General features: G+C 45.0%; 21 protein-coding genes. 7 read left to right on the top strand and 14 right to left on the bottom strand.

Annotated elements, in window-relative coordinates; all coding sequences use genetic code 11:
* Positions 1 to 38: 38 nt before the first annotated feature.
* Positions 39 to 1,517 carry an Lsa family ABC-F type ribosomal protection protein gene (locus J2736_RS05845; RefSeq protein WP_310224351.1) on the bottom strand — a complete coding sequence of 493 codons (1,479 nt, stop codon included), beginning with the start codon at positions 1,515 to 1,517 and terminating at the stop codon, positions 39 to 41.
* Positions 1,518 to 1,698: 181 nt separating this feature from the next.
* Between J2736_RS05845 and J2736_RS05840 the strand changes: the two genes are divergently transcribed.
* Positions 1,699 to 2,721, top strand: a complete 1,023-nt coding sequence (locus J2736_RS05840; RefSeq protein WP_310224349.1) for an ATP-binding cassette domain-containing protein — start codon at positions 1,699 to 1,701, stop codon at positions 2,719 to 2,721.
* Complete coding sequence (locus J2736_RS05835) at positions 2,718 to 3,530, top strand: ABC transporter permease (RefSeq protein WP_310224346.1); 813 nt, start codon at positions 2,718 to 2,720, stop codon at positions 3,528 to 3,530. The genes J2736_RS05840 and J2736_RS05835 overlap by 4 nt, the downstream gene beginning before the upstream one ends.
* An 81-nt stretch (positions 3,531 to 3,611) precedes the next feature.
* Here the strand turns inward: J2736_RS05835 and J2736_RS05830 are convergent, their stop codons facing one another.
* The 3 genes from J2736_RS05830 to J2736_RS05820 all read right to left on the bottom strand — a co-directional run bounded on the left by J2736_RS05830 (position 3,612) and on the right by J2736_RS05820 (position 6,726).
* Positions 3,612 to 4,580 carry an NAD(P)-dependent alcohol dehydrogenase gene (locus J2736_RS05830; RefSeq protein ID WP_310224344.1) on the bottom strand — a complete coding sequence of 323 codons (969 nt, stop codon included), beginning with the start codon at positions 4,578 to 4,580 and terminating at the stop codon, positions 3,612 to 3,614.
* A gap of 117 nt (positions 4,581 to 4,697) precedes the next feature.
* On the bottom strand, positions 4,698 to 5,342 hold the full coding sequence (locus tag J2736_RS05825) for a DUF2238 domain-containing protein (RefSeq protein WP_310224343.1): 645 nt from the start codon (positions 5,340 to 5,342) through the stop codon (positions 4,698 to 4,700).
* Between the two features lie 94 nt (positions 5,343 to 5,436).
* Entirely contained in the window at positions 5,437 to 6,726 is a 1,290-nt protein-coding gene (locus tag J2736_RS05820) for a DUF4309 domain-containing protein (RefSeq protein ID WP_310224341.1), read from the bottom strand.
* A 151-nt stretch (positions 6,727 to 6,877) separates the two neighbouring features.
* Here J2736_RS05820 and J2736_RS05815 point away from each other — a divergent pair, with 151 nt between their 5' ends.
* On the top strand, positions 6,878 to 7,654 hold the full coding sequence (locus J2736_RS05815; RefSeq protein WP_310224339.1) for a hypothetical protein: 777 nt from the start codon (positions 6,878 to 6,880) through the stop codon (positions 7,652 to 7,654).
* Between the two features lie 245 nt (positions 7,655 to 7,899).
* On the opposite strand, the gene J2736_RS05810 is transcribed toward J2736_RS05815, so the two are convergent.
* Entirely contained in the window at positions 7,900 to 8,403 is a 504-nt protein-coding gene (locus tag J2736_RS05810; RefSeq protein WP_310224337.1) for a DinB family protein, read from the bottom strand.
* 143 nt (positions 8,404 to 8,546) lie between these two features.
* Here J2736_RS05810 and J2736_RS05805 point away from each other — a divergent pair, with 143 nt between their 5' ends.
* Positions 8,547 to 8,951, top strand: coding sequence for a CBS domain-containing protein (locus J2736_RS05805; protein ID WP_310224335.1), 405 nt, complete (start codon positions 8,547 to 8,549; stop codon positions 8,949 to 8,951).
* Here the strand turns inward: J2736_RS05805 and J2736_RS05800 are convergent.
* From J2736_RS05800 to J2736_RS05760, 9 genes are all read right to left on the bottom strand, one after another.
* A complete protein-coding gene (locus J2736_RS05800; RefSeq protein ID WP_310224333.1) occupies positions 8,948 to 10,042 on the bottom strand; it encodes an HD-GYP domain-containing protein in 1,095 nt (364 codons plus the stop codon). The two genes, J2736_RS05805 and J2736_RS05800, sit on opposite strands and share 4 nt — an antisense overlap.
* A 111-nt stretch (positions 10,043 to 10,153) precedes the next feature.
* The gene (locus J2736_RS05795; RefSeq protein WP_310224331.1) at positions 10,154 to 10,684 is read right to left on the bottom strand and encodes a hypothetical protein; all 531 of its coding nucleotides are present in this window, start codon (positions 10,682 to 10,684) and stop codon (positions 10,154 to 10,156) included.
* 175 nt (positions 10,685 to 10,859) lie between these two features.
* Complete coding sequence (locus tag J2736_RS05790) at positions 10,860 to 12,125, bottom strand: neutral/alkaline non-lysosomal ceramidase N-terminal domain-containing protein (RefSeq protein WP_310224329.1); 1,266 nt, start codon at positions 12,123 to 12,125, stop codon at positions 10,860 to 10,862.
* A 56-nt stretch (positions 12,126 to 12,181) separates the two neighbouring features.
* A complete protein-coding gene (locus tag J2736_RS05785) occupies positions 12,182 to 13,399 on the bottom strand; it encodes a DegT/DnrJ/EryC1/StrS family aminotransferase (protein ID WP_310224327.1) in 1,218 nt (405 codons plus the stop codon).
* A gap of 17 nt (positions 13,400 to 13,416) precedes the next feature.
* A complete protein-coding gene (locus J2736_RS05780; RefSeq protein WP_310224325.1) occupies positions 13,417 to 15,147 on the bottom strand; it encodes a polysaccharide deacetylase family protein in 1,731 nt (576 codons plus the stop codon).
* Between the two features lie 27 nt (positions 15,148 to 15,174).
* The gene (locus J2736_RS05775) at positions 15,175 to 16,425 is read right to left on the bottom strand and encodes a DegT/DnrJ/EryC1/StrS family aminotransferase (RefSeq protein ID WP_310224323.1); all 1,251 of its coding nucleotides are present in this window, start codon (positions 16,423 to 16,425) and stop codon (positions 15,175 to 15,177) included.
* A gap of 151 nt (positions 16,426 to 16,576) precedes the next feature.
* Positions 16,577 to 18,199, bottom strand: coding sequence for a type 2 periplasmic-binding domain-containing protein (locus J2736_RS05770; protein WP_310224321.1), 1,623 nt, complete (start codon positions 18,197 to 18,199; stop codon positions 16,577 to 16,579).
* A gap of 132 nt (positions 18,200 to 18,331) precedes the next feature.
* The gene (locus J2736_RS05765; protein WP_310224319.1) at positions 18,332 to 19,219 is read right to left on the bottom strand and encodes a carbohydrate ABC transporter permease; all 888 of its coding nucleotides are present in this window, start codon (positions 19,217 to 19,219) and stop codon (positions 18,332 to 18,334) included.
* Positions 19,220 to 19,235: 16 nt separating this feature from the next.
* Positions 19,236 to 20,165: an ABC transporter permease gene (locus tag J2736_RS05760; RefSeq protein WP_310224317.1), complete on the bottom strand. Its 930-nt coding sequence runs from the start codon at positions 20,163 to 20,165 to the stop codon at positions 19,236 to 19,238.
* A gap of 186 nt (positions 20,166 to 20,351) precedes the next feature.
* Between J2736_RS05760 and J2736_RS05755 the strand changes: the two genes are divergently transcribed.
* The 3 genes from J2736_RS05755 to J2736_RS05745 all read left to right on the top strand — a co-directional run bounded on the left by J2736_RS05755 (position 20,352) and on the right by J2736_RS05745 (position 23,057).
* On the top strand, positions 20,352 to 21,737 hold the full coding sequence (locus tag J2736_RS05755) for an extracellular solute-binding protein (protein ID WP_310224315.1): 1,386 nt from the start codon (positions 20,352 to 20,354) through the stop codon (positions 21,735 to 21,737).
* A gap of 160 nt (positions 21,738 to 21,897) precedes the next feature.
* Positions 21,898 to 22,041 carry an N-acetylmuramoyl-L-alanine amidase gene (locus J2736_RS05750; RefSeq protein WP_310224312.1) on the top strand — a complete coding sequence of 48 codons (144 nt, stop codon included), beginning with the start codon at positions 21,898 to 21,900 and terminating at the stop codon, positions 22,039 to 22,041.
* Between the two features lie 14 nt (positions 22,042 to 22,055).
* The gene (locus J2736_RS05745; protein ID WP_310224310.1) at positions 22,056 to 23,057 is read left to right on the top strand and encodes a metallophosphoesterase family protein; all 1,002 of its coding nucleotides are present in this window, start codon (positions 22,056 to 22,058) and stop codon (positions 23,055 to 23,057) included.
* Positions 23,058 to 23,142 lie beyond the last annotated feature (85 nt).

The following is a 23,142-nucleotide window of genomic DNA, read 5'->3' as shown; positions in this document are numbered from 1 at the left end:
AGCTCTTTTATGAATAATAAAGGGGGATCCCCTCATGTTTAAAGTTCAATGATCTTTGTTGCAACGTGATGGCAAAATTCGGCATCATGCTCAACGAAAAGAAGGGTTGGCGCGTATTGAATCAGCAATTCTTCAATCTGCATGCGCGATATAACATCAATAAAATTAAGCGGTTCATCCCAAATGTGCAAATGAACGTTTTGACTCAGACTTTTTGCAATAAGGACTTTCTTCTTCTGACCGCCGCTAAAAGCAGAAATATCTTTCTCGAATTGCACTCTGGCAAAATCCAGCTTTCTTAATATGGCCTTAAACAGACTCTCATCAATGCCATTTTGCTTCGCGAAATCCGTCAAATTGCCTTGCAAATGAGAAGTGTCTTGGGACACATACGAGATCTGAAGCTGACTACCCTTACGGAAGGTTCCCGAATAGGTAATGTCCTGACCGCAAAGCAGCTTGATTATACTTGATTTGCCTGAGCCATTTTGACCTGAAAGTGCAATTCGCTCGCCTTGCTCGATTGTAAAGCTGACATTCTGGCAAACGACCTTTTCGCCGTAATATATCGACACATTCTCAAGCTCAGCAAGTTGGTTTCTATGATAGGCAAGTTGAGATATCTTCAAATCATCTGAGCTTTCCATATTTCGAAGGAGCTTTGATTTCTCATCAAGGGCTGATTGTTGCCTATTCTCGATGGATTTAGAGCGTTTCATCATTTTTGCCGCTTTGTGACCAATGTACCCCTTATCCACCTTGGAGCCTGAATTTCGGGTACCATTTTTGGTTTTCTCGACTTCATGTGACCAGTCATTCGTTCGTTTCGCAGAATCGGATAGCCGTTTAATATCCTTCTTCAGCTTTTCGTTTTCTGCAAGCTCGTAATGATCCTGCCTCTGTTTATTCTCCCACCAATCGCTAAAATCACCTCTTTGAATGTCAATATTCGTCTTGTTGATGGAAAGAATATGATCGACACAGTTATCCAAGAAAGCTCTGTCATGCGACACCAAGATGAATCCGCTCTTGGATTTGAGATAAGCGCTGACCAGCTTTCGTGCTTTCATATCTAGATGATTGGTGGGTTCATCAATCAACAGAAAGCTGTTTTCCTTCAGAAATAGTGCAGCCAACAACACTTTCGTCTGCTCTCCATTGGATAATGAATCGAAGGATCGGTAAAGGACATCCTCAGAAACCTTCAATAAGGTAAGTTCACGCATTAATTCCCAATGTTGATAATCTGCTACGATATCGTTGATAATATCGATGGTATTATGTCCCTTATTGTTCACTTTAAAAGGAAAATATTCAAAACTGACATTTGCGGAAATATGTCCACTGTATTCATACTTTCCAAGTAGCAAGTTGAGGAAAGTAGTTTTACCCCTTCCATTTCTTCCAGTAAACCCTAATTTCCAGTCGGTATCAATTTGAAAATTGACATCCTCAAATATATAGTCATAGCTGCCATCATAGGCAAACGTGAGATTTGTAACTTGTATTAATGACATGATTGAATCCTCCTAACCAAGCGTGACGCTGTACCCATCATATCATAATAGGATTTACCATTTCGAAGGAAAGGATAACTATAGATAAACTATCCTTCCCCATTCAGATACATTTGTTTACATTCAGTTTAAAAAGGTACGTTACAATCACGTTATCAATTGTTCTTTAGGAGGAATTACATTGGATGCTTCACAACGAAAAGAATTCGCACAGCATGGCGATTGGGCTGTCGAAGCGAATGGACTTGTCAAAACGTTTGGAGAAAACCGAGCGGTAGATGGCGTGAACTTGAAAGTAAAGGCAGGCACGATTTACGGCGTACTTGGCCCGAATGGCGCGGGTAAAACAACCACCATCAACATGCTTGCAACCTTATTACGCCCCGATGCGGGATCTGCGAAAATCTTCGGATACGACGTCGTGAAGGAGTCCCAAATCGTACGTCAATTGATCGGCGTAACAGGTCAATACGCATCTGTCGATGAGTCGTTAAGCGCGACAGAAAACTTGATCATTTTCTCCCGTCTGCTTGGGCTCAGTCGTAAAGAAGCTCGTCAGAAGTCGGACGAATTGCTTGAGGAATTTGGATTAACTGAGGCTGCAAAGCGTCCGTTGAAAAATTTCTCCGGCGGTATGCGCCGCAGATTGGATCTAGCAGCAAGTCTTATTGCCCAGCCTCCACTCATCTTCTTAGATGAACCGACGACCGGGTTAGACCCGCGTACACGCGCTCAGATGTGGGAAACAATCCGTCGATTGGTAGACACAGGATCCACCATTTTGCTAACAACGCAATACCTGGAAGAAGCCGATCAACTAGCTGATCGAATCGCGGTCATCGATCGCGGACGTGTCGTTGCAGAGGGTACCGTGGATGAACTTAAAGCTTCTGTGGGGACGTCTTCCTTGCAGCTTACTGTCCAAAATCCACTAGACATTGAGCAAGCTCGTAGAACAGTTGAGCAAGTTCTCCACGTAGCTTCTACTGTGGTCGCTGGTCAAATCTCGGCACCTATGGCGAACGCCGATCGCGTCACAGACTTACTGATCTCCCTGCGCGAAGCTGGCATTCACTTGGCGGAGTTGAGTGTTCAGAAGCCGACACTCGATGAAGTATTTTTGACCATTACAGGCCATGGCGTCTCAGAGCAAGATTCCGAAACGTCTGATTCATCAAGTAAGAAACAGGAGGCACGTGTATGAGTACATCCATTAAACCCGTTTCCGAGCGCCATCTGCGAAACCACACCAGCTTCCGTCAGTCCGTACGTAATTCATTGACCATGGCTTACCGTGGATTGCTCAAGATCCGCCGTACACCTGAACAATTGTTCGATGTCACGCTTCAACCCATCATCTTTACTTTAATGTTTACCTATATTTTCGGTGGAGCCATTTCCGGTGATGTCGTGAGTTATTTACCTGTCATTATCCCGGGCATTCTCGTTCAAACCGTGATCACCACCTCCATCGTAACGGGTGTCCAGTTACGAGAGGACATGGATAAGGGTGTGTTCGACCGATTCAAATCATTACCCATTGCCCGGATAGCCCCACTTGCGGGAGCCCTATTAGCTGACACCATACGCTACACCATTGCGACGGTACTAACCTTTTCCATGGGCTTCATCATGGGTTACCGACCTGAAGGCGGATTGGCCAACGTTGCCATCGCCGCGCTGCTTGTTATTTTCTGCTCATGGGCCATTAGCTGGATCTTCGCATTCTTCGGCGTCATTGCACGTACAGCATCCAGTGTTCAAGGGATCTCGATGCTGGTCTTATTCCCACTTACGTTCTTATCGAATGCCTTCGTGCCGGTTGACACCATGCCGAACTGGCTACAGTGGTTTGTCAAAATCAATCCGATCTCACATCTCGTCTCCGCTGTTCGCCAGCTAGCGAATCAAGGAACCGTTGGCTGGGATCTAACGATCTCCCTTTTCGGAGCCATTGTGATTGTGGCGATCTTTGCACCTATCACAGTAATTGCTTATATGCGCCGGACTTAATCATTGTTGAACGAATGAGGCTGATTCAAAAGTCGATTTAGACTTTTTGAATCAGCCTCTTATCATTTCGTAGCTTCCCATTTATTTGACATGAATCATAATCTTCCCTACGTGACGACCTTCACCAAAATAATGAAGAGCCTGAGCTACATCACCCAAGGGGTAATGCCGATCCATTACAGGCACGATGTTCCCCGCCGCTCTTAGTTCCATTAGTTCATTCTGATCCTTCTTATTTGGCTTGTGCAACAGGAGGCCCATTTTCTTCGTGCCAAACATTGAAATCAAGGGTCCCACTAACATGACTTGCAAAATCCGATACATCGGACCTCCCACCATCACATATTGGCCTTTCGGATTTAAAGCTCGTTTGCAGTCGAGTATGGATCGCGTTCCTACGATATCAAGAATTAAGTCATACCGCTGACCATTTGCAGTAAAATCATCTTGGGCATAATCAATAACATGATCCGCACCAATCGATTGAAGATCAGCCAACTTCCCGAGACTATCTACACCCGTCACTTCAGCCCCAAAGTATTTGGCAAGCTGGATGGCAAAAGTACCGACGCCCCTACCTGCCCCATTGACAAGTACCTTATGTCCTTTCCGAATAAGTCCTTTATCTCGTAAACCTTGCAAAGCAAGGACTGCCGCTTGTGGCATTGCCGCCGCATCTTCAAAGCTTATGTGGGTTGGTTTCAGCGATAACGCCTTTTCGGACGCGCATACATATTCTGCAAACCCTCCCCAGTTGCACCCAGATAGGTCTCCAAACACCTCATCTCCAGGAACAAATTGTCTAACCTTTCTACCAACCGCTTCAACGCGCCCCGCTATATCTGCTCCGAGGATGTTGAATTTAGGCTTTCGCAAACCGCCAATCCGCACTAGGAGTGGCGATCCACGAAGAAGATCCCAATCCCATGAATTAATTGAAGCTGTATGTACGTTGATCAGGACTTCATCATCTTTGGGAATTGGTTTTTCCACTTCTTTGAAATTCAGTTCATCCGCTGTACCGTATCTATGATAAATGATAGCCTTCATAAGGATCCCCTCCCCTTGCCTGTAAGATGCGTATCTTATCAGCTTATGTCACGCTTACATGCTTAAGTATATGCATAGGTTACCGTAGAAATATAGCAAAAAAAGCTGAATCAAGGGCTACCCTTCATCCAGCTTAAATTTCTCGCTATTAATTCGCCTTATCACATAAGCCAGTATTCCGAGTGTCACAATCGCTCCTGCCAACGCAAGCCCCATGTCCTTATGAGAATCGAATACATCTCCTTGCATGCCCACGTATTCTTCTCCGTATTTCTCAACCGCATAAGCTGCACCCATTTCTACAATTTCAAAAAAAGCGCTAATCCCAAGGACAACCACTGTAGTTATGGCATATGACCAGAAGCCCAGCTTAATAGCGACCCGGGTAAGCAATTCGCGGAAGGGATAGGCCCAGAACAGTCCGAATGCGAAATGGACGACCCGATCATAGTAACTTCGCTGAGTACCAATCGTTGCTTTTAGCCAGGTATCGAAAGGTGTGGCCTGGTAAGTATAATGAGCTCCGTAGGTGTGCAAGCAGAGAAAAATAAACATGCACAGATACGATAAATTTGAGAATTTGAAAACTTGATAAGTGAAAGCAAGGACCAGTATAACGGCTACTGGAAGTATGCTCTCCATCAACCATTGCATACGATGTGTTGGTGAAATGGCTGTGATTACAAAATAAGCGAAATAAATGGAAAACATCACATGCAGAGGCCAATTACGTGAAAATGATACATCCTGTTTCGTCAGCATAGTAGCAGGCGACCTTCATTTTTAGTTAAGTTCGTGCATCTAGTGTTGGCAAGGATCCCCGATAGATATACATGAATTCAACGCGTTTACGATCCTACGGTTTCTTTTTTAACATCAAGGATTCGACCTGCCCGTCTTTGGTCGTCGCATTGATGCGCAATTCATACTCACCCACGCGGTAAAATAAACCCCAGACTCCATCTTCACCATTGATTTCACTACTAGGCAATCCTAAAGCTTTTTTCACCTCAGGTAAGCTGTAATCAACAGCCGCTCCAAGCACTCGAATGGCACCGATTCGTTGATCAGGCGGCCAGAAGTACATTTGATAGTGATGCCATCGCTGAAATTCGACTTGCCTCGTTCCTACTTCATGAGGTTTCCCCCATCGGGCTATCACCTCGTCCTCTGCGGTTCCGATACCGAATTCAACACCACTAATTTTCCCCGCAGCGGCTATCTCCAAAAACTTTGGATTAAGCACGATCTTGTTTGTCAAATGAACAATCGAACTTGCATCACCAGGCGCGGGCTCTTTGCCATCGACCAGTGAAAAGTTACTGTACGTATTCTGGAAGTTTACCTCCCTTATCCCGGAACCTTTTAATTCTAACAACACGTAATCATTGATCAGATCCTTATCACTACCCGCGGCATATTGATAGGACTGATAAGCAATAAAGGCTTCTCCCATTGAAACAGAGACATCTTCCAACTCCACGGAATCAGAATACGACGAGGAAGACTTGATTAAAGCATAAGTTCGATCACCGAAGGTTTGATATTCCTTTTTCCACTCAGGCTGCTTTAAGATCGTTTCCGCCCAAGTCTTCACTTCAACCGGAGCTTGAGCTAATGAAATTCGTGTATAGAAGTCGGGAACCGAATTCTCTCCAGGTGTATAATCCGTACACGCGTGAATGAGCCATATGCCATCATGGGTATAATCTTTTCTCATTGTGACCATATAAGCTACTTGATCCGTAGTGGTAACCAGCACGGAACGTGGATTTTGAGGTTTACCAATTGTTTGGAAGTTCCCAATTTCCTTCTTCAGCTGTGTCTGAACAAACTTCTGCAGTACGTGGACATAGTCTTTATTTGCAGGATCGGACTGAAGCACCTTGCGCTGATCTTCGGTGTATTCATATCCGACTGTGCTATCGTGAACTCTTGAAAGCTGATCTAACAACTTATCCCTATCCTGCAATTTGGAAATGGCTACAACGGGATTTGGGGAGGCTGTGTTCCCCTGATACGGCGTTGGACTCGGACTAACCGATATCTTCGCTTCTTTTGGAATTCTATAATTCGAGACTGAATACCCCACACCACCGCCTATTACCAATGCACATAGAACCACAAGCAGATATTTGATTGGCATCTATATCCCACCCTCTTTCACCCACCAGATCTTTCCAATTAGTTAGACGTAAACAGTGTAGTGAATGTTCTGTGGTTTTCAAATTTTAAGCTGCAATTCCCCCTTACATAAATCCACAATGTTTGTATCACAATAGCCTTGAGGTGTCGACATGTTATCCTTACGCATTAGCCATTATTTTGTTCTTTCTTTGTTATTTGGAAGTACTTTGTTGCAGATTAATCCCGAAGCAGAGGCTTCTAGTTACGTCCCTATGGAGTCTTCTGAAATGCCTTCAACACAAACAGATCAGTTCAAAAATAGACTTAAACAACTTGAACCGCCTCTTCCTATCCATATGGATGAATTGCCATTCCAAACTAATCTCAACAAACTATATCCGAAACATACGGTATCCCTGAGCGATATCATTCATAAAGGTAACCAAATTCCTTTTAACCGCATGACAAGTAAACCTGCTTATATTAGACCTGTCTATGAGCCGCACTGGCATAGTACCTATTGGGGTGGTAGATGGAGTTACGTACCTTCTCGCATTTATTATGCCTCTCATCGCCTCTTTCCCACTTATGATATCGGACTTTCAAATTGGATGAATTTCGAGAAAGAAATGGGTTTTCAGATTGACATGTTTCAAAATGAGACGGCTCTCGATATGTATCTCGTGGTTTTTCAAACGGAGGTTACAGCGGTATATACACAAGAAAATCAAATCGTTATTGTGGGTAATCCTAAGCGTGATGGTGTAGAAGTGATTACGATTAAAACGGGAGATCTTCGACCTGAAAATAAAAAAGACATGCTGCTCGTTCAATTATCCACTGATTCAGGTCATGAGTTAGATTATTCACTAATCAACTACGTGCCGCCTGATTTTTGGTTGCAACAAAAAGCTAAGCATAGTAAGGGGCTGTCCCAAAAACCTTAAATGACGCAACTGCTTTCAATAACGTTATGGGAAAACGCTAATCCGTGCTAATGGACCACCAGCTGAACAATAAAGTTATGCGCTAACGCTATAATCTCCAAAATCGAAGTTTCCTGCGTAATTCAAAGCTTTAGCGTTATACCATCACTTTATTTCCAGTAAAAATGAGAAAACACGCAAGATAAGAGGATGCCATCATCTTATCTTGCGTGGTCTTCCAAGATGCGGAAACTAAAAAAGGGAACTTAGCAGGACAGGCCCTTCGATTTTGTTTGTATTTGCTTTTTCAACAGCATGATTTGTCCGATATGGTACGCGTTATGGATACATAAGTTCGAAATCACACCCCACCACGGTGCTTCGAAATAGAAGGGTAATCTTTTCTCCAATTTCTCATCCTCACAACTCGTAATCGCCTCACGCCAAGACTCAAAACCATCGCTTAACTTCAGTATTGACGCCTTCCAATGCTCTTCATCTTGATATTGCCTTGTATCGAATGTTTCGATATTGGCTATGTCACTTTCTTCAAACGGAACATCTTTTACGAAGCGATTTAACCACATCTCGTTCCAAAATATGAGGTGATTCGTGATCTCCCAGATGGATTGCGAGTTATCCTCTGCTTTCCAAGCAGCCTCATCTATAGAGATATCCGATAAGATTTTTGTCGAAGATTTGAACCAACTCTCATCATTATGACATGCAGCTAATTGATCAAGTAGTACAAGTTTCACACTTGTCAGCATGATTACCTCCAAGGTATTAGGACTTCCACCCTAAAATAATTTTCAATTTCCAGTTATTACACCCTTCCATTTCACACTTTCATGACGAATTTATGTTTTAATTAAATAGTGAAAGTATTTTAGATGTAAAGGAGAGATACAAAGTGGAAATTAAATCGTTTTTGTTACCTAAGGACAAAGTCTCCTACCTAACGACAGCAGCTTCGATGAAAGAAGCGATTGAACGGCTGGAAGCCTGCCATTACACAGCGATTCCGATTATTGATGAGGAAGGAAAATATGTCGGCACGTTATCCGAAGGAGATTTGTTATGGAAGCTGAAGTGCACTCCGGGTCTGACTTTCGATAATATGCACGAAATTTCTGTGACGAATATCCGCAAACGAATTTATAATGAGTGCGTCGCTATCCATGCCCATATGGAAGATATGTTGGCACTAGCTGCGGATCAGAATTTTGTTCCCGTTGTTGATGGGGACCGTGTTTTTCTCGGCATCATTCGACGCAAGGACATCATAGCCTATTATACGAGAAATATTACCGATTAAATCAAGTCAATCATAACATGAAGCGAGGAAGATAAGTCAATTTCAAAAGGTGACTTGATCTTCTCACCTCGCTCGTTCGTAAGTACTCTAACGACAGGTCTAGAGGGAATGTGCGTATTATGTCGGCAAACAACACCGAGTTCACCCGTGCTTAATTTCACGCCTTGTCCAACTGGGAAAATGGCGACTTTATTCCGGAATTCCGTTACTTTCTTGATATCAAATAAGGTTCCGGCATTCGCATATAGGATTTCCAACGCGTAATGCGGCGCTATCGAATTCCGATAAGCTCTCGGATGGGTCATCGCATCATACGAATCGAGCATCCCGATCCAACGCGCATATTCATGAATTTGTGTTCCTTGAAGGTTATGAGGATAACCACTTCCGTTAATTCGCTCATGATGCTGTAAGGCACAGATCGCTGTCAACAATGGAATGCCCATATCCTCTTTAAGCATATGAAAGCCTAACTCTGTATGTTTCTGAATCTCCACAAATTCGCTAGCTGTAAGCTTCGTACGACTTAATAATAGCTTTGCTGGAAGCTGAATGTTACCGACGTCATGAAGTAAAGCACCTAGTCCTAATTCCGTTAACTCTTTCTGAGAATATCCGTGGAGCATACCAAGCTTCGTTGCATAGACGCAAACATGAATCGCATTTTGGCAAAAATGTTGTTCTAATGTAGTAGCAGGAACCATATTAAGAGTCGTAAGGGAGACCAAATTGTGTCTCCCTTTTCTCATATCTTCAATCACCCTAGTGATACCTTCAAACAGTAAAGTGGAGATTTCTGCCGTATTCGATGAACCATGCAGAGATGAGGTCGCACTGAATTTGCTGAAAATTTTACTCAACACGATGCGCAGCAATGCACGCGTCTCTTCGTGAATGGATTCTTCAATTGTAATGTCATCCGTTTCTCTATCCTCAATATACAAGAAGTCAAGTCCCATGAGGACTAACTTTCTTATCATGAATTGTGTAAGTTCTACGCCATATCCAATCATGACTCGCCCTTGTTCAGATAAAATGGCTTTACCGATCCGCATGCCCGGTTGGCATTGAGTCGTTGGAACTATAATCATGGTCTATACCTCCGCCGAAAGATACATTATGATCCCTGTATTCTTTCTCAGTATACGGAGTGAAATTCAAAAAAACTGTCGAAAGCACTGCAAGGATTGAAACAAAATCCCTTAAAATCTGACAACTGTTCCAACTTTATTTCTCGTTTTCCTCTTGCCCCAAGGCTTAAAAACGGATAGTACAAACATGGCCAGTAACGAAAGCAATTGGAGACCAATACCTATAAATAAATACACGGTATTCGTCACATAAGCTCCTTGATTCACGCCTTCTATACCTACATCCGTTAGTAATGTAATTCCTTTCAACGTCCACACATACATGCCAAAAGGCCCTAGGACTATAGCAATTAGTGTAAGTATTTCTTTGACAATAATCCAATTGTATTTCACCAAACCCCAATGCGTTCTTACTGAGAGCAGCACGCCTGTTACGACTGTCCCAATGAGCGAAGCGCGAACAGAACTTCCTGATAATACATGCATGGCCTTATAACAGGCAAGTACTAGGACGGAATCTTGGGTGCTTACTGCGGTTATACTCAAAATGAGAAACGTGACACTTGTCCCCAGCATGATGGCTGAGAATACAATGTGCAGGCTTAATAGCCACTTTTTATTCATCAAGCTCATGGTTTTCATCGTTCCACATTCTCCCTTGTCATCCTTCTTACATCTAAGATAATCAATGGAGATTAACTGGTTGTAAACCATTTCTTAAATATATCTAAACTGATGAAAACGTACCCCATTATTCAAAAAAAGATGTTCCCGCGCACATGGCAGGAACACCTTCGTTTCAAATATGATGACTTATTTAAGTCAGCAGCTTCAGCAAGGCATCTTTCACGGTTAACTCCACACTGTGATCGAAGCTCGCAGGCATTGCAAAGTAGAAGGTCGATTCGTGCGTCTCATAGCCACCTTCTTCCAGCTGTTGAGCGGTTGGGATGTAGCCAAACATGCCATTCGTATACCCGATTGGCAACATGCTGCCAGCTGTGATTCGCTTGATAAACAACCCGTAATCGACTACGACTTCAGCATTCATGCCAAGCAGTGAGAGGTTATCCGCGAGCTTTAATACCGTTAACTCAAGCGGTATGTAAGGCGTTAAATCGTCATATCGCTCCAGCATGAGGCGGCTCCATTCACCCAGCACGTCTGGCTTCAAGGCTGATTTCACTAGCTGAACACGATTTGGAAGATCAGCTAGCGGAAGTTCTACCACTATCTTACGCCACCCCACATGAGAAGAGGCAGCTTGACGCAAACGCATACGCAGCGTTTCAAGCACACAATCTGCAAAATCGATCCCGATTTGCACAACTACATCGTTGTTACCACGTATAACTTGCTTACCATCCCCAGGATTGATATCACCGCAAGTTCCCTGTAGAAAAGCAACGACTACCTCTTCGCCAACAGCTTGCTCCACCAACGTCATGGCAACCCCTGTATATTCCGATGACACCAAATTGTCCCTGGTAATAACGGGGTGACACGCGTAATGGACAAGTAGTCCTTTGGTGCCCCCGTCCTCTTTGACGAAACGAACGACACGCAGCTCATGATCCACAGGTCCCGTTTCTGGCGGCGAATGTGCAATACCACGTCGATTGATCCCTAGCGGAGATGAACCGCTTCCTTGCTCAATTCGAACAGGTTCAACTTGCAACAAGGCGGCTTCAATGCCTTCTATCACACGTAACTCCAGCGTATTCACATAATCTTCGTCCATGACACCCAAGTACGACGTGAACAAACCGCTCGTTTGGGGACCGGAATGTGTGTGAGTTCCGTGCAACAGAATTGCATCCTCAGCAATGCCGAATCGCGCCACAATGCGTTGCTTCAGTCCTGGAACTCGATCGCTTCCCCACCATAGCAAATCAGCCGAGATGAGAATTGCTTTGTCTTCTATTGAGCCATCAACAAAGACAAAGATACGAGCATATAACTTGTGCGAAATGCCTTCAAAGGGACCTAGCTCGCTTCGAACCGCGAATCCAGCAAGCGGAACAGGAAGAACGGGAGTAATATCTACCTTACTTACTCCAACTTGCAAGAATGGCTTCGACATCCTACTCACCATAACTCCCCTTTCCCTGTACACGCTCCTCGTGGTAACTAGGGTTATTAGTACGATTGGATGACTTTCTGGATCGCCGCAGCAACGTCATGCATGGCTTGCTCATCGGCGAGCAACACGTTCTGTCCAAGCCAGAGTACTTCTTTGTCACTTAACCGTTCGCTGACGGGACAAGCATATACTTTATCTTCTCCCGTCAAAACGCGTGTGGCATTCACAATCGCCTCGTTGCGATTCAGCGGCACATACCCATGACTGATCGGAATCCCTTCCGCATTCACTTTGCGAATGAAGTCGGTCTTGTCGATCTGATCAGTCATCGCTGACGCGATCCGGAACATGTACAGATGATTCGCATGTCGTGTAATGCGTGGATCCAATTTCAGCACCTCAATGCCTTCGATGCGACATAATAGTTCAGTTAGCAGCTTCGCATTCTTTTCCCTGAGCTGCATCTGCTCTTCCAATCGCGTCATCTGGGCAAGTACGATCGCTGCTTGCAGCTCAGTCATCCGGTAATTTTGCCCGATGCGATCATGCTGATACCAAGCTCCTGTTCGTGAGCGGCCTACATTGCACAGTGACCACGCGATTTCTGCCAGCTCATCATTATTGGTGAGGATAATGCCTCCTTCACCACTATTCAGGTTTTTGCTCGATTGCAAGCTGAACGTCCCGAAATCCCCAATAGCCCCTACACTGCGGCCTTCCCAGCTCGCACCAACGGCTTGAGCAGCATCTTCAATCACGCGCAGCTTATGAGCAGCAGCTATTTCATTGATGCGACTCATATTTGCTGGTGCACCAGCAAGGTGAACAGGGACGATCGCTTTCGTTCGAGACGTGATGGCTCCTGACACCTTCTCCGGATCGAGCAGGAGTGTATCCTCCTCGATATCTACAAAGACAGGAACAGCCCCATAGGCAAGTGCAGCGGCAGCCGTAGCAATAAACGTGTAAGGCGGCACGATGACTTCATCTCCAGGCCTAACACCAGCTGCCTGTAGTGCAACCGTAATGGCGACTGTGCCATTTACTACACTAATGGCATGTGCTGCCTGGTGCAATTCTGCGAATTTATGCTCCATCTCAGGGAGCTTGGGTGTGTATTCAAGCGAATGGACGACGCCTGTGCCTCCCCATTTTCCAGAACGAACAACCTCGAGAATTAGCTGCTCTTCCAGTTGCCCGAATATCGGCCATTTCGGGAATTCATCTATTCGAACCGGCGTCCCGCCATCCACGGCTAATGCTAGCTTCTCCATATCCTCACCTCTTCCTTTTATGAAACATCTACATTCGCCTGTAGGACAACTTTACGGCATGGGATACCGAAGTGCCGCTCATGTCCTTCATTAGGTAAGAATGCTTCCGAAGTCTGCATGGGCACCCAAACGACAAGTCCATCAACGGGATGATTTGCTAAAAGCTGAACATTTCCGTTATCCTCGCAAGCGGTAATCTGAACAGAGCGTCGTAAGCGCGTCCAATCTTGAATTTGTTTCGACGTCCAGAACGTGAAACCCATTTCTTCCGCTTTAGACACCAGTATCCGAATAACGTTCCGAACTTCCTCGCGCGTATAAATGTGAATCTGATGAAACAGAAAATGCGCAGCACCATTCACCGCAATCGCCTGTTCCAAAAAAGGTTCAATTACCGTATTGTCCGCCAAATGTCCCAGATCGAGATCCTGCGTTAAGAACCCAATCTCAAGCACATCGTAGAACCGATTATTCTCATCAAATAAAGCAATTGGAAAATACGGATGACAAGTGCCAAATAAGTAGCCAACATTTCCCTTTTTACTAGGGCCTCGCGTTTGGTCGCTCGGAATCCCGTTCCGTTCAAGCCACTGGAACAGCTCGCCCCAGCCTTCCGCACGCGTGTAATGGTTTTTGTTCGTCGTAATATGGTCCAACCCGACTGCTTGCTTTACCCAACTTACTTGACGATCAAACTCTTGAGCATCCCAAAAGCCATTGTCCTTCTCTAAGGCATTATAGTGAAAGGCGAGTTCATGACCCGCTTGTTTGACTTGTTCATAGATCGTGCCGCCGTAGCCAGGTTCAAGCATGCACCACGTTGTTTGAATTTGACATTCGGTAAGCAGTTGCAAGGCTGCAACGGCATGTTCATCTTTATTGGCATCACTATCGTGCGAAATCATCGCGATATGTTGGATGCCATCTGGCCAATACCCCGTAAACGGCAGTGTCAAACCTTTGTCCAACGCACATTGAACAACATGCTTCAACAGCGCTTCACGCCAATAATCCGCATATGGCCATGGGAAATAAGGGATGCCCGTTTCCGTCAATACGCGATCAAATGTCCAATCCATTGCAATGCGATCGTCTGCTTTTAATATATCTTCATTCACGTTCGCGCTTCCATCCGCTGCCGGTGGGCCATCATCCAGAATAGGCCCTGTCCCTTGCTGCATGTGCACGATTGTATGCGGAATATTAACCGACCAGCGATGCAGATAACCTTGCCCGATGTTAAACTTCTGAAGTGCAGCGCCTAGATCTGGACCATCAGGCTGCCCCTGCTTCATCTTGCCAGTGGACTGATACGGAGCCACTGTCTCTATGTCAGGACTACATTCGCCTGCTTCTGTCCATGGCACAGCTGACAAATAGCGTAGCGAACCAGGCTGTTTATCGCTTGTAGGCTCAATTTCTGCATAACCGATTCCAGCTTCTCCCGTCTGGATATAGCCAAGCTGAAGGGCTATCGCGTTGCATCCAGCATAGCTAATTATTGTGCCGCCTTGCTCCGCATATTCCCATAAAATCGATGCTTTCGCGCCACTCTCTTGCGCGCATGCAACAATCAATATATCGTATGGCTGCAGACTGCCCGCATCCAACTGGGATACCGTTTCAAATGGCATACCAACATGATGCAGTATTTCTTCCACATATTTTTCAAAAACGTTCAGTCCATATTTCCATTTACGTTCAGCTGCTTCGCGTTCCACGAGCACACCGACTTTGGCTATCTTCATCTCGTTTCCTCCATCCGCTGTCGGTGACTACACTTTCAACTCCGACTTCTTGTAATGGGCAGCCACTTTACGAATACCGGCAATGACCTCATCCCGATCTTGCTCCGTAAAAAACTCATTGACAGGCAAGCGAATCGCACTCTTCAAGATGTGCTCAGCTGCAGGACATAGCCCCTCACTATATGCAATATCTGTAAGATCAAATGGAAAATGACTGCCTGTATACGCTTCCTGATTTAGAAACAAAGGCTGCATATAGACGGGCTTAGCAATATAGCCAGCGGAGCAATCAATGCCTTCCGCTTGCAGCGCCTTGGCGAATTCATCTCTTGTACATGAGAATACGTCAGGATCAACCGTAAACATGTAGAACCAATACGTACACCGACTATCTACCGTCACTTCGTGTGGCATGATGCCAGGAATCCCCTGAATGCCAGCGGTAATTTGGTCACCATAGCGATTCCGTTGGTCACAAATCCACGTTAATTTGGCAATCTGCGCAACGCCTACAGCACCTTGAAGTTCCGTCATCCGGTAATTCGGAGCAAGCAATCCCATATCACGATTAACCTGATTACCGAAACGGCTGTAATTTTTGTCTGCAAACGCATGTGTGCGTTGAAAATCCGTCTCGTCCTGGGAGTTCACAACGACAATACCGCCATCTCCCGTCGAAATGTGCTTGTAATCATTCGTGCTAAAACAGCCATAATCCCCAATCGTGCCGACTAAGCGACCTTTGTAATAGGTCATGTAGCTTTGCGCACAATCTTCAATGACGATTAATCCATGCTCGCGCGCAACTTCCATGATCGGATCCATATCTGCTGGATTGCCAGCTAAATGTACGACAACAATAGCTTTCGTCCTAGGCGTGATGCGAGCCCCAATCGTCTCGGCCGTCATATTGTACGTATGCGGATCCAAATCAGCGAATACAGGGATTGCATTTTGATATAAAATGCCGATAACGGAGCCCGCATCTGTAATGGGGCTTGTAATGACTTCATCCCCAACGCTAATGCCCGCCGAACCGATTGCAACATGCAGCGCTGCTGTGCCCGATGAGGTGGCGACACTGTGCGTTACTCCATAAAGCGCATTAAAACGTTCAAGAAACAGCTTTACTTTGCGGCCCGAATGGTAAAAGAGTGTATTTTGCTCAAGCGCTTCGACTAACTCTTTGACCTCTTCCTCCCCAAATCGCTTGCCAGTTCCAAATGGCGTCGTCTTACTTTTGCTTCCACCGAGAATGGCCAACTGATCTTTGTCCATGCCAAACCTTCTTTCATGTTGATATGGGATATATTTATCTATATTTCAATAGGAATAATCAGATATAAAATCACAGCACGCCTCCGCGATTCATCCTGAATACACGGGAGGCATGCGAGATAGACTTACTACCGTTTAAAGATACTTTGAATTACGGATTCTCGGACTTAAAGACGACAGGCGTTTTAAATACTTGCGAAAGGGTCTTCGCGTAGTTATCGAAAATTTCTTTACCTTTGTACGTCGTCATCAGTTCTTTCCGATATTTTGGCCAGTTGCTTGCATCCTTCTCTTCGAAGAGAACTTTCACCATATACGCGCGCATTTGTGTACGGAAAGCACCGATATCATAACCTGTCGGAGGTGAGACGTTTGAGCCGAGTACTGGATACTTGTAGGTTTTCAGGATTGCAACAATAGCGCGGTCATGGTCCGTTTCACGCGGATCAATAATGGTCAGACCGATTGGACTTGGATCTTGAACGCCATAGGCAAAGATGGAGCTATACACATCGAAGAAATTGCCGTTTGCTTGATTGTCTTTCGTAATGGCTTCAGGAATAAGTGTGATTGTATTGCCATTTTTCGTATAGTTCGTGCCTTCTTTCCCATAGTGTGACAACAAGTAGCCTTCTGGGCTTGCTAACCAGTCCATGATCTCAATGCTTTTCTTGATTTTTTCTGGAGCTGTTTTAGCGCCAAACAAGAATGGCACACCTGGCAACGCTGCAAAGTTAACGGATTCCGGCGAAATATGGAATGGTACAAAGTCCGCCGTTTTGACGCCAGTAATATCAACCGTTTTCTTCTTCACGCTCGTTGCTACGTTATCAAAGGCCACTGTACGCAGCGAGCCCTGGAAAATGCCAACCTTACCAGCTTGAACTTTTTCAAACTCTTGCCCAGGTTTTGCTAAGAACCAGTCAGGGTCTACGATTTTGAGCGCGATGGTTGCCCGAATATCATCAAGTACTTTCCCTGCCCGAATATCGGATTGCGGATCGACATATTCACCATTCTTTTGATCGTACCAAAGATCGATGCCTAGGCCATTTTTATACCATTCCGGGAATTGCTTCGACACCCCGACACCGCTGCCGGTCGTAGTGAAACCGTACGTGTCATTTTTACCATTGCCATCTGGATCGTTAAACGTAAATGCTTTCATGACATTGATCATTTCGTCATAATTCGTCGGCACCTTCAAACCGACCTTATCCAGCCAGTCTTTACGCACATAATAGGATTGATACAGCTGTTTCTCATAAGGTACGGGAGCACGCATGAAGACATCTTGCACTTGATAGCGTTGAATAATTTCAGGGGTTACCCACTTGTAATAGTTAGGCATCGTTTGTGGATTCACATAAGGGGTCAGATCGGCGACCGCTTTATCAAGAATAAATTGATTCGTTTGCGCGCCGTCGGCTTGGAACATATCTGGGGTTGCGCCTGACGTGATTTTCAAGTTGATTTTCGTCTTCATATCTTCACCAGGAACGCCATACTCCATATTGAGCTTGACATTGAACTTTTGTTCAATGGCCTGGCGAATATAATCTTTGTCCGCCGATGGCAATGATACATCATTGGTTGGAACGTAAGTTAACCAATTCAACGTCATCGGTGGTGCTTTCGTAGGTGCAGCAGTTGCAGGTGCCGCAGAGGCGGCTGTTGAAGCCGACGGTGATGGTGTTGTTTCATCTTTCGAACAAGCACTTAATACGACCAAACTTGCGACTACGCCGAATGCTACCTGTTTACGCATGTTCATGCAAACGACCTCCCATTTGTACTCGATTCATTCACAAAATTACACCGTTTGAAATTGTGACTGATAGGCAGCTAGACAAGGCATCACTCCTTTCATGGGTGTTGCATTTTTCATCGAGTAGGTTACAAGCCGCTACCCTTTGATGGAACCGACTAGCATTCCTTTTATGAAATATTTTTGGATAAACGGATAGATCGCCAGTAACGGCAGTGTCGTCACCACAACCGTCGCCATGCGAATGGTGTCTGGTGGCAATGTTTGAATAACCGAAGGATTCGTGTTCAACTCTTGGCTTACACTGGAGGTCACGATCATGTTGCGGAGAATGACTTGAATCGGATACAAATGCCTGTCGGATAAATACAAGATGGCATTGAAATATGAATTCCATTGGATAACGCCATAAAACAATCCAATTGTAACAATAATCGGCATTGATAATGGGATGACAAGTTGGAATAACGTTCGGATATCACCGCACCCATCCACTCTCGCTGATTCTTCAACCTCTGATGGGAAATTAATGAAATACGTACGCATGATAAACATGTAAAACGGTGAAACAAGTGTTGGGATAATGAGTGACCATACCGAATTAATTAATCCCATTCCCTTGACGACGAGATACGTAGGAACAATACCACCGTTAAACAACATCGTGAACACGATCGCGAGCAGAAAAAATCTGGCGCCAGGCACTTCCTTTTTAGAAAGAGGATATGCCAAACAAGTGGTGACTAGCAGACTCAGGAATGTACCGACGATCGTAATAAATACTGAAATCTTCAGAGCATCAGGCACGAGCTTGCTGCTGAATATCGCTTTATAGGCTTGCAGCGTCAATTCATCTGGAAAAAGAACGAAGCCGCCATTACGTATCAGTTCTTTATATGGGGTAATAGATTCAATAAATACGAAGTACAACGGGATGATCGCAGTTAAGCACCCGATGGTAAGAATGGAATAAATGCTAACATCAATGACGCGATCCGACTTGGTCTTATGTACTGCATAGGACACATGTTCCACCCCCTTTTTAATAGATGCCTGAACCACCAAATTTTTTGGCGATACGGTTAGCGCCAATGACGAGCACAAATCCAATAACTGATTTAAAGACGCCCATCGCAGCAGGTACGCTAAAGTCGCTCTGCTCAACGAGTCGACGGAAGATCCACGTATCCAAAATATCGCCCACATTCGTTACCCGTGCATTGAGGAACACATAAATTTGATCGAAGCCTGCATCTAAAATCGAACCAAGCCGCAAGATGAGCAGCAGGATGAATACTTCGCGGACGCCTGGCAGTGTAACGTGCCATATTTGTTTCCAGCGACCTGCCCCATCCACAACCGCAGCTTCATACAGCTCTGGATTAATTGTGGCAAGTGCAGCTAAGAAGAAGATTGCACCGAAACCTGTATTCCGCCAAATGTCAGTGAGAATAATAAGCGGCCGGAAGAAGTCCGAATTGGCAAGCACATTGAGTTCTCCCCACCCCATATTCTGATAAAAAGTGGTGAAAAGCCCAGTGCCTGGAGAGAAAAAGGAGTATACCAGACCGTAAACGATAACCCACGATAGGAAGTAAGGTCCATAGGTGATGGTCTGTACGATTTTTTTGAACCAGCCAACGCGAATTTCATTAAGAAGTAAGGCGAGAATTAAGTCAGGAAGTAGATTAAAGACGAGTCGGTAGACACTGATGAGGAGTGTGTTGGTCATGAGGCGAAGGAAGTCAGGTGATTGAAAGATAGTTTCGAAGTTGCGCCAACCGACCCAGGGACTATCCCAGATTCCTTTGGTGACGCTGTAATCTTTGAATGCGACAAGCAAGCCTGCCATCGGGATATACCGGAAGATGAGGAAGTACAGGAGGCCTGGGGCCATTAACAGGTAAAACCACCGATAGCGATATACTTTTCGAATAACACGATTTGACTTTATACTGGCAATGTAAGCCATGTGGTCACCCCCCCGTTTACAATCTCATTATATTTTCAAAGACAAAAAAATACAAGTACTATACATGTTTAAATCATGTCTTTAAATTGACTAAAACCCTGATGTCGTCCCACTTTTTTTATGTTGTATATTTTCCAAATATTGTTTAGAATACATACAACTGCGCAAATAGGTGGCGAATCCGATATGAGAAAAAAGGACCAATATATTTATTCTTCTTTAACCGACATCCTTCGGGAACAAATTCTTTCTGGCTTTATCAAGAAGGATGAGTTCCTGATGTCCGAGAACGAGTTAAGCAAATATTACGAGCTTAGCCGCAGCTCTGTTCGTAAATCGCTTGACCTTCTGCTGAAGGAAGGGCTTGTTGTAAAGAAGGCCGGACTCGGCACTTTCGTCTCGCCTAACGTTACCGTTCAGAAATCGAAGCGGAAAGTACTGCGTATTTTGACCATTACGCCCTCTTACTTTGTCGATCATTGCTTGCCGTTCATTTGCCAAACGTTCGAACAACAGCACCCCGACGTTGACATTAAACTGCTAAGCTTTCCCATCGCTCAATTCTGGGAATCCTTGAATAGGTGCATTGAAATGGGCATTCAGCCGGACATCTGCATCATTACAGACGGGATTTTTCAAGAACTCAAATCGATGGATGATTTCGTTAGTTTAGATCGTATCATGGAGCCTGAATTAACCAGTGTGTACCCCAATCTGCTTAACGGATTTCGAAAGGACGGCAATGTGAAGGCGATACCTGTGACATTTTCGAGCATTTGTCTTGCCTATAATCCACGCATGTTCGACAAATATAACGTTGCTCCACCGGGTCCAGGCTGGAATAAAGAGGCCTTTATTCAGACGGCTGGTCAGCTGACTTTTGATACAAATGAGGACGGCATTATCGATAATTATGGCTTTTCGCTGCCTTCAACGCTTAACCGTTGGAATGTGATTGCCATGCAGAACGGGGTTGACTACAACAAGCCGAACAAGCAAGCATTGTTAGATACGCTCACGTTCATGCACGATATGATTTATCGCAAACGGAGCGCCCTGCTCTCCCATCTGCAGCTGCATCGCGTAGCGTTCCAGAGTGAGCAAGTCGCCATGATGCTGACGACGACGATCGAGCTGGCTGGGTTTGGCGAAAAGCTCCCCTTCGAGCCCAAGTTTGCACCGATGGCGTTTGGCGATACGCCCAAAACGCTGCTCATCGCCAATGCGCTGATGGTTCATGCCGCCAGTACGGAGCGTGAGTTGGCCATACAGTTTCTGCAAACAGCTTGTCATCCGGATGTACAAGACAAAATTGGCAAGTCCCGCTTCCTTTCGGTGCTGCATCCCATTAATGAGCGGCACTGGGATCGCCAGGATTTGGAGTCGCTCCATATCTCGGACGGGCAATTGCGTGAAGCTTACTACCAGCATGAAACGATCACGAATAATCAAAGAATGTTGGAAGTGAACAATGAATTGATGCTCTACTGGGAAGGCATGGAGTCAGCCGAACAGTGTGCTCAGCGTCTGTATAAGCTGTTATCACCTCGCAAGAAAAATGCAGTTAGATAAGTGAAACGCAAGCCTAGATTCCATTAGGCTTGCGTTTTTTGTTAGGATGCCAGGCAGATCAGACGTGTTAAGTAAAATGTGCGCCTTACTCATTTCGGACAGCCATAGTTCAACATATCCTAGTACTAGTTGGACAACCTGAGTGCAGGAGGCGTTGCGCGTGTTAAGCTCCGAAGATGCGAATAAAATAATTGAAACTTTTTTGAGCCCAATGTGGTTTTTCGTCACCTCACAAGAAGACAAGGATGAAATTCACCGACTGGCCAATGCATTACGATTGGCTTCTGGTCAGCCGCAAAATTAAGGGGGAGGTCATGAATGCTGCGCAAAAATGATGCTGACACAATCATAGAATTATTTCTACAACCACGATTAAAGTTCCTCCAATCCCAATCGGATCGTAATGAAATACTCCGCCTAGCTGATGAGCTCAGAAAAGCGGCTGTTGTCTCTCCACGGCTAAGTTTCTCTGTCCTCAGTGATATTCATATTCAATATTGGGATACCAAAGCTCAGACAAAATTTGATGCTGCTTTAACAGATCTACGCCAATTGAACCCAAGTTTAGATGCACTTGTGATTAATGGAGACCTTGGCGATGGGCGTCCCAATGACTATGCCATGATCACTTCCATTTTGCAAAAGCATTCGCTGCCAAACCAGGTCATCTTTACGATGGGCAACCATGATTATTACAAAGCCTACTACAACGCTGCCGGTGATTGGGCGCCAGCTACATTCCCCAATGGCGAATCGGAGCAAGCTTCTATCGCTCGCTTCCTGTCTTTCGCAAACGTATCCACCATGTATTACGATCGATGGATTCAAGGCTATCACTTTATATTTCTAGGTTCTGAACAATATCGGCAATCGAATCCAGCCAATAACGAAGATGCCTGGTTGTCTGTGGCGCAATTAAGCTGGCTGCAAAGTAAGCTGGAAGAGAACTATGTGTCCCATAAGCCTCTGTTTGTTTTTCTGCATCAACCATCTCAAGGTACTGTTTCTGGCAGCCTAGCACGAGGTATTGTTCAGCATGACGAATTGAAACGTATATTAACTAACTACCCGGAAGTCATCTTCTTCACCGGTCACACGCATTGGGAATTGTCGTTATCGACCACGCTTGTACGGGATGATTTTACAATGGTTAATAGTTCATCCGTAAGCTACCCCTATAACAGCAATGACGAGCTAATTCAAGAAAACCGATCGGAGGGCTTAGTTATCGATGTGTATGATGATCGCGTGCACATTCGGGGCCGAAATTTCCAAGGGCAAACATGGATACAAGAGGCAGAATTCAGGGTAAGTCTTTGACAGTCTTGGCTACATCATTCCCTATCACTTCTTTAAGGTTAACGATGACAAAGACCTGCTCACTTCAACAAGTGGCAGGTCCTTT

Source organism: Paenibacillus qinlingensis, from assembly GCF_031455095.1.
GTDB classification, from domain to species: Bacteria; Bacillota; Bacilli; order Paenibacillales; family NBRC-103111; genus Paenibacillus_E; species Paenibacillus_E qinlingensis_A.
This window is presented reverse-complemented; position numbering and strand designations above follow the sequence as displayed.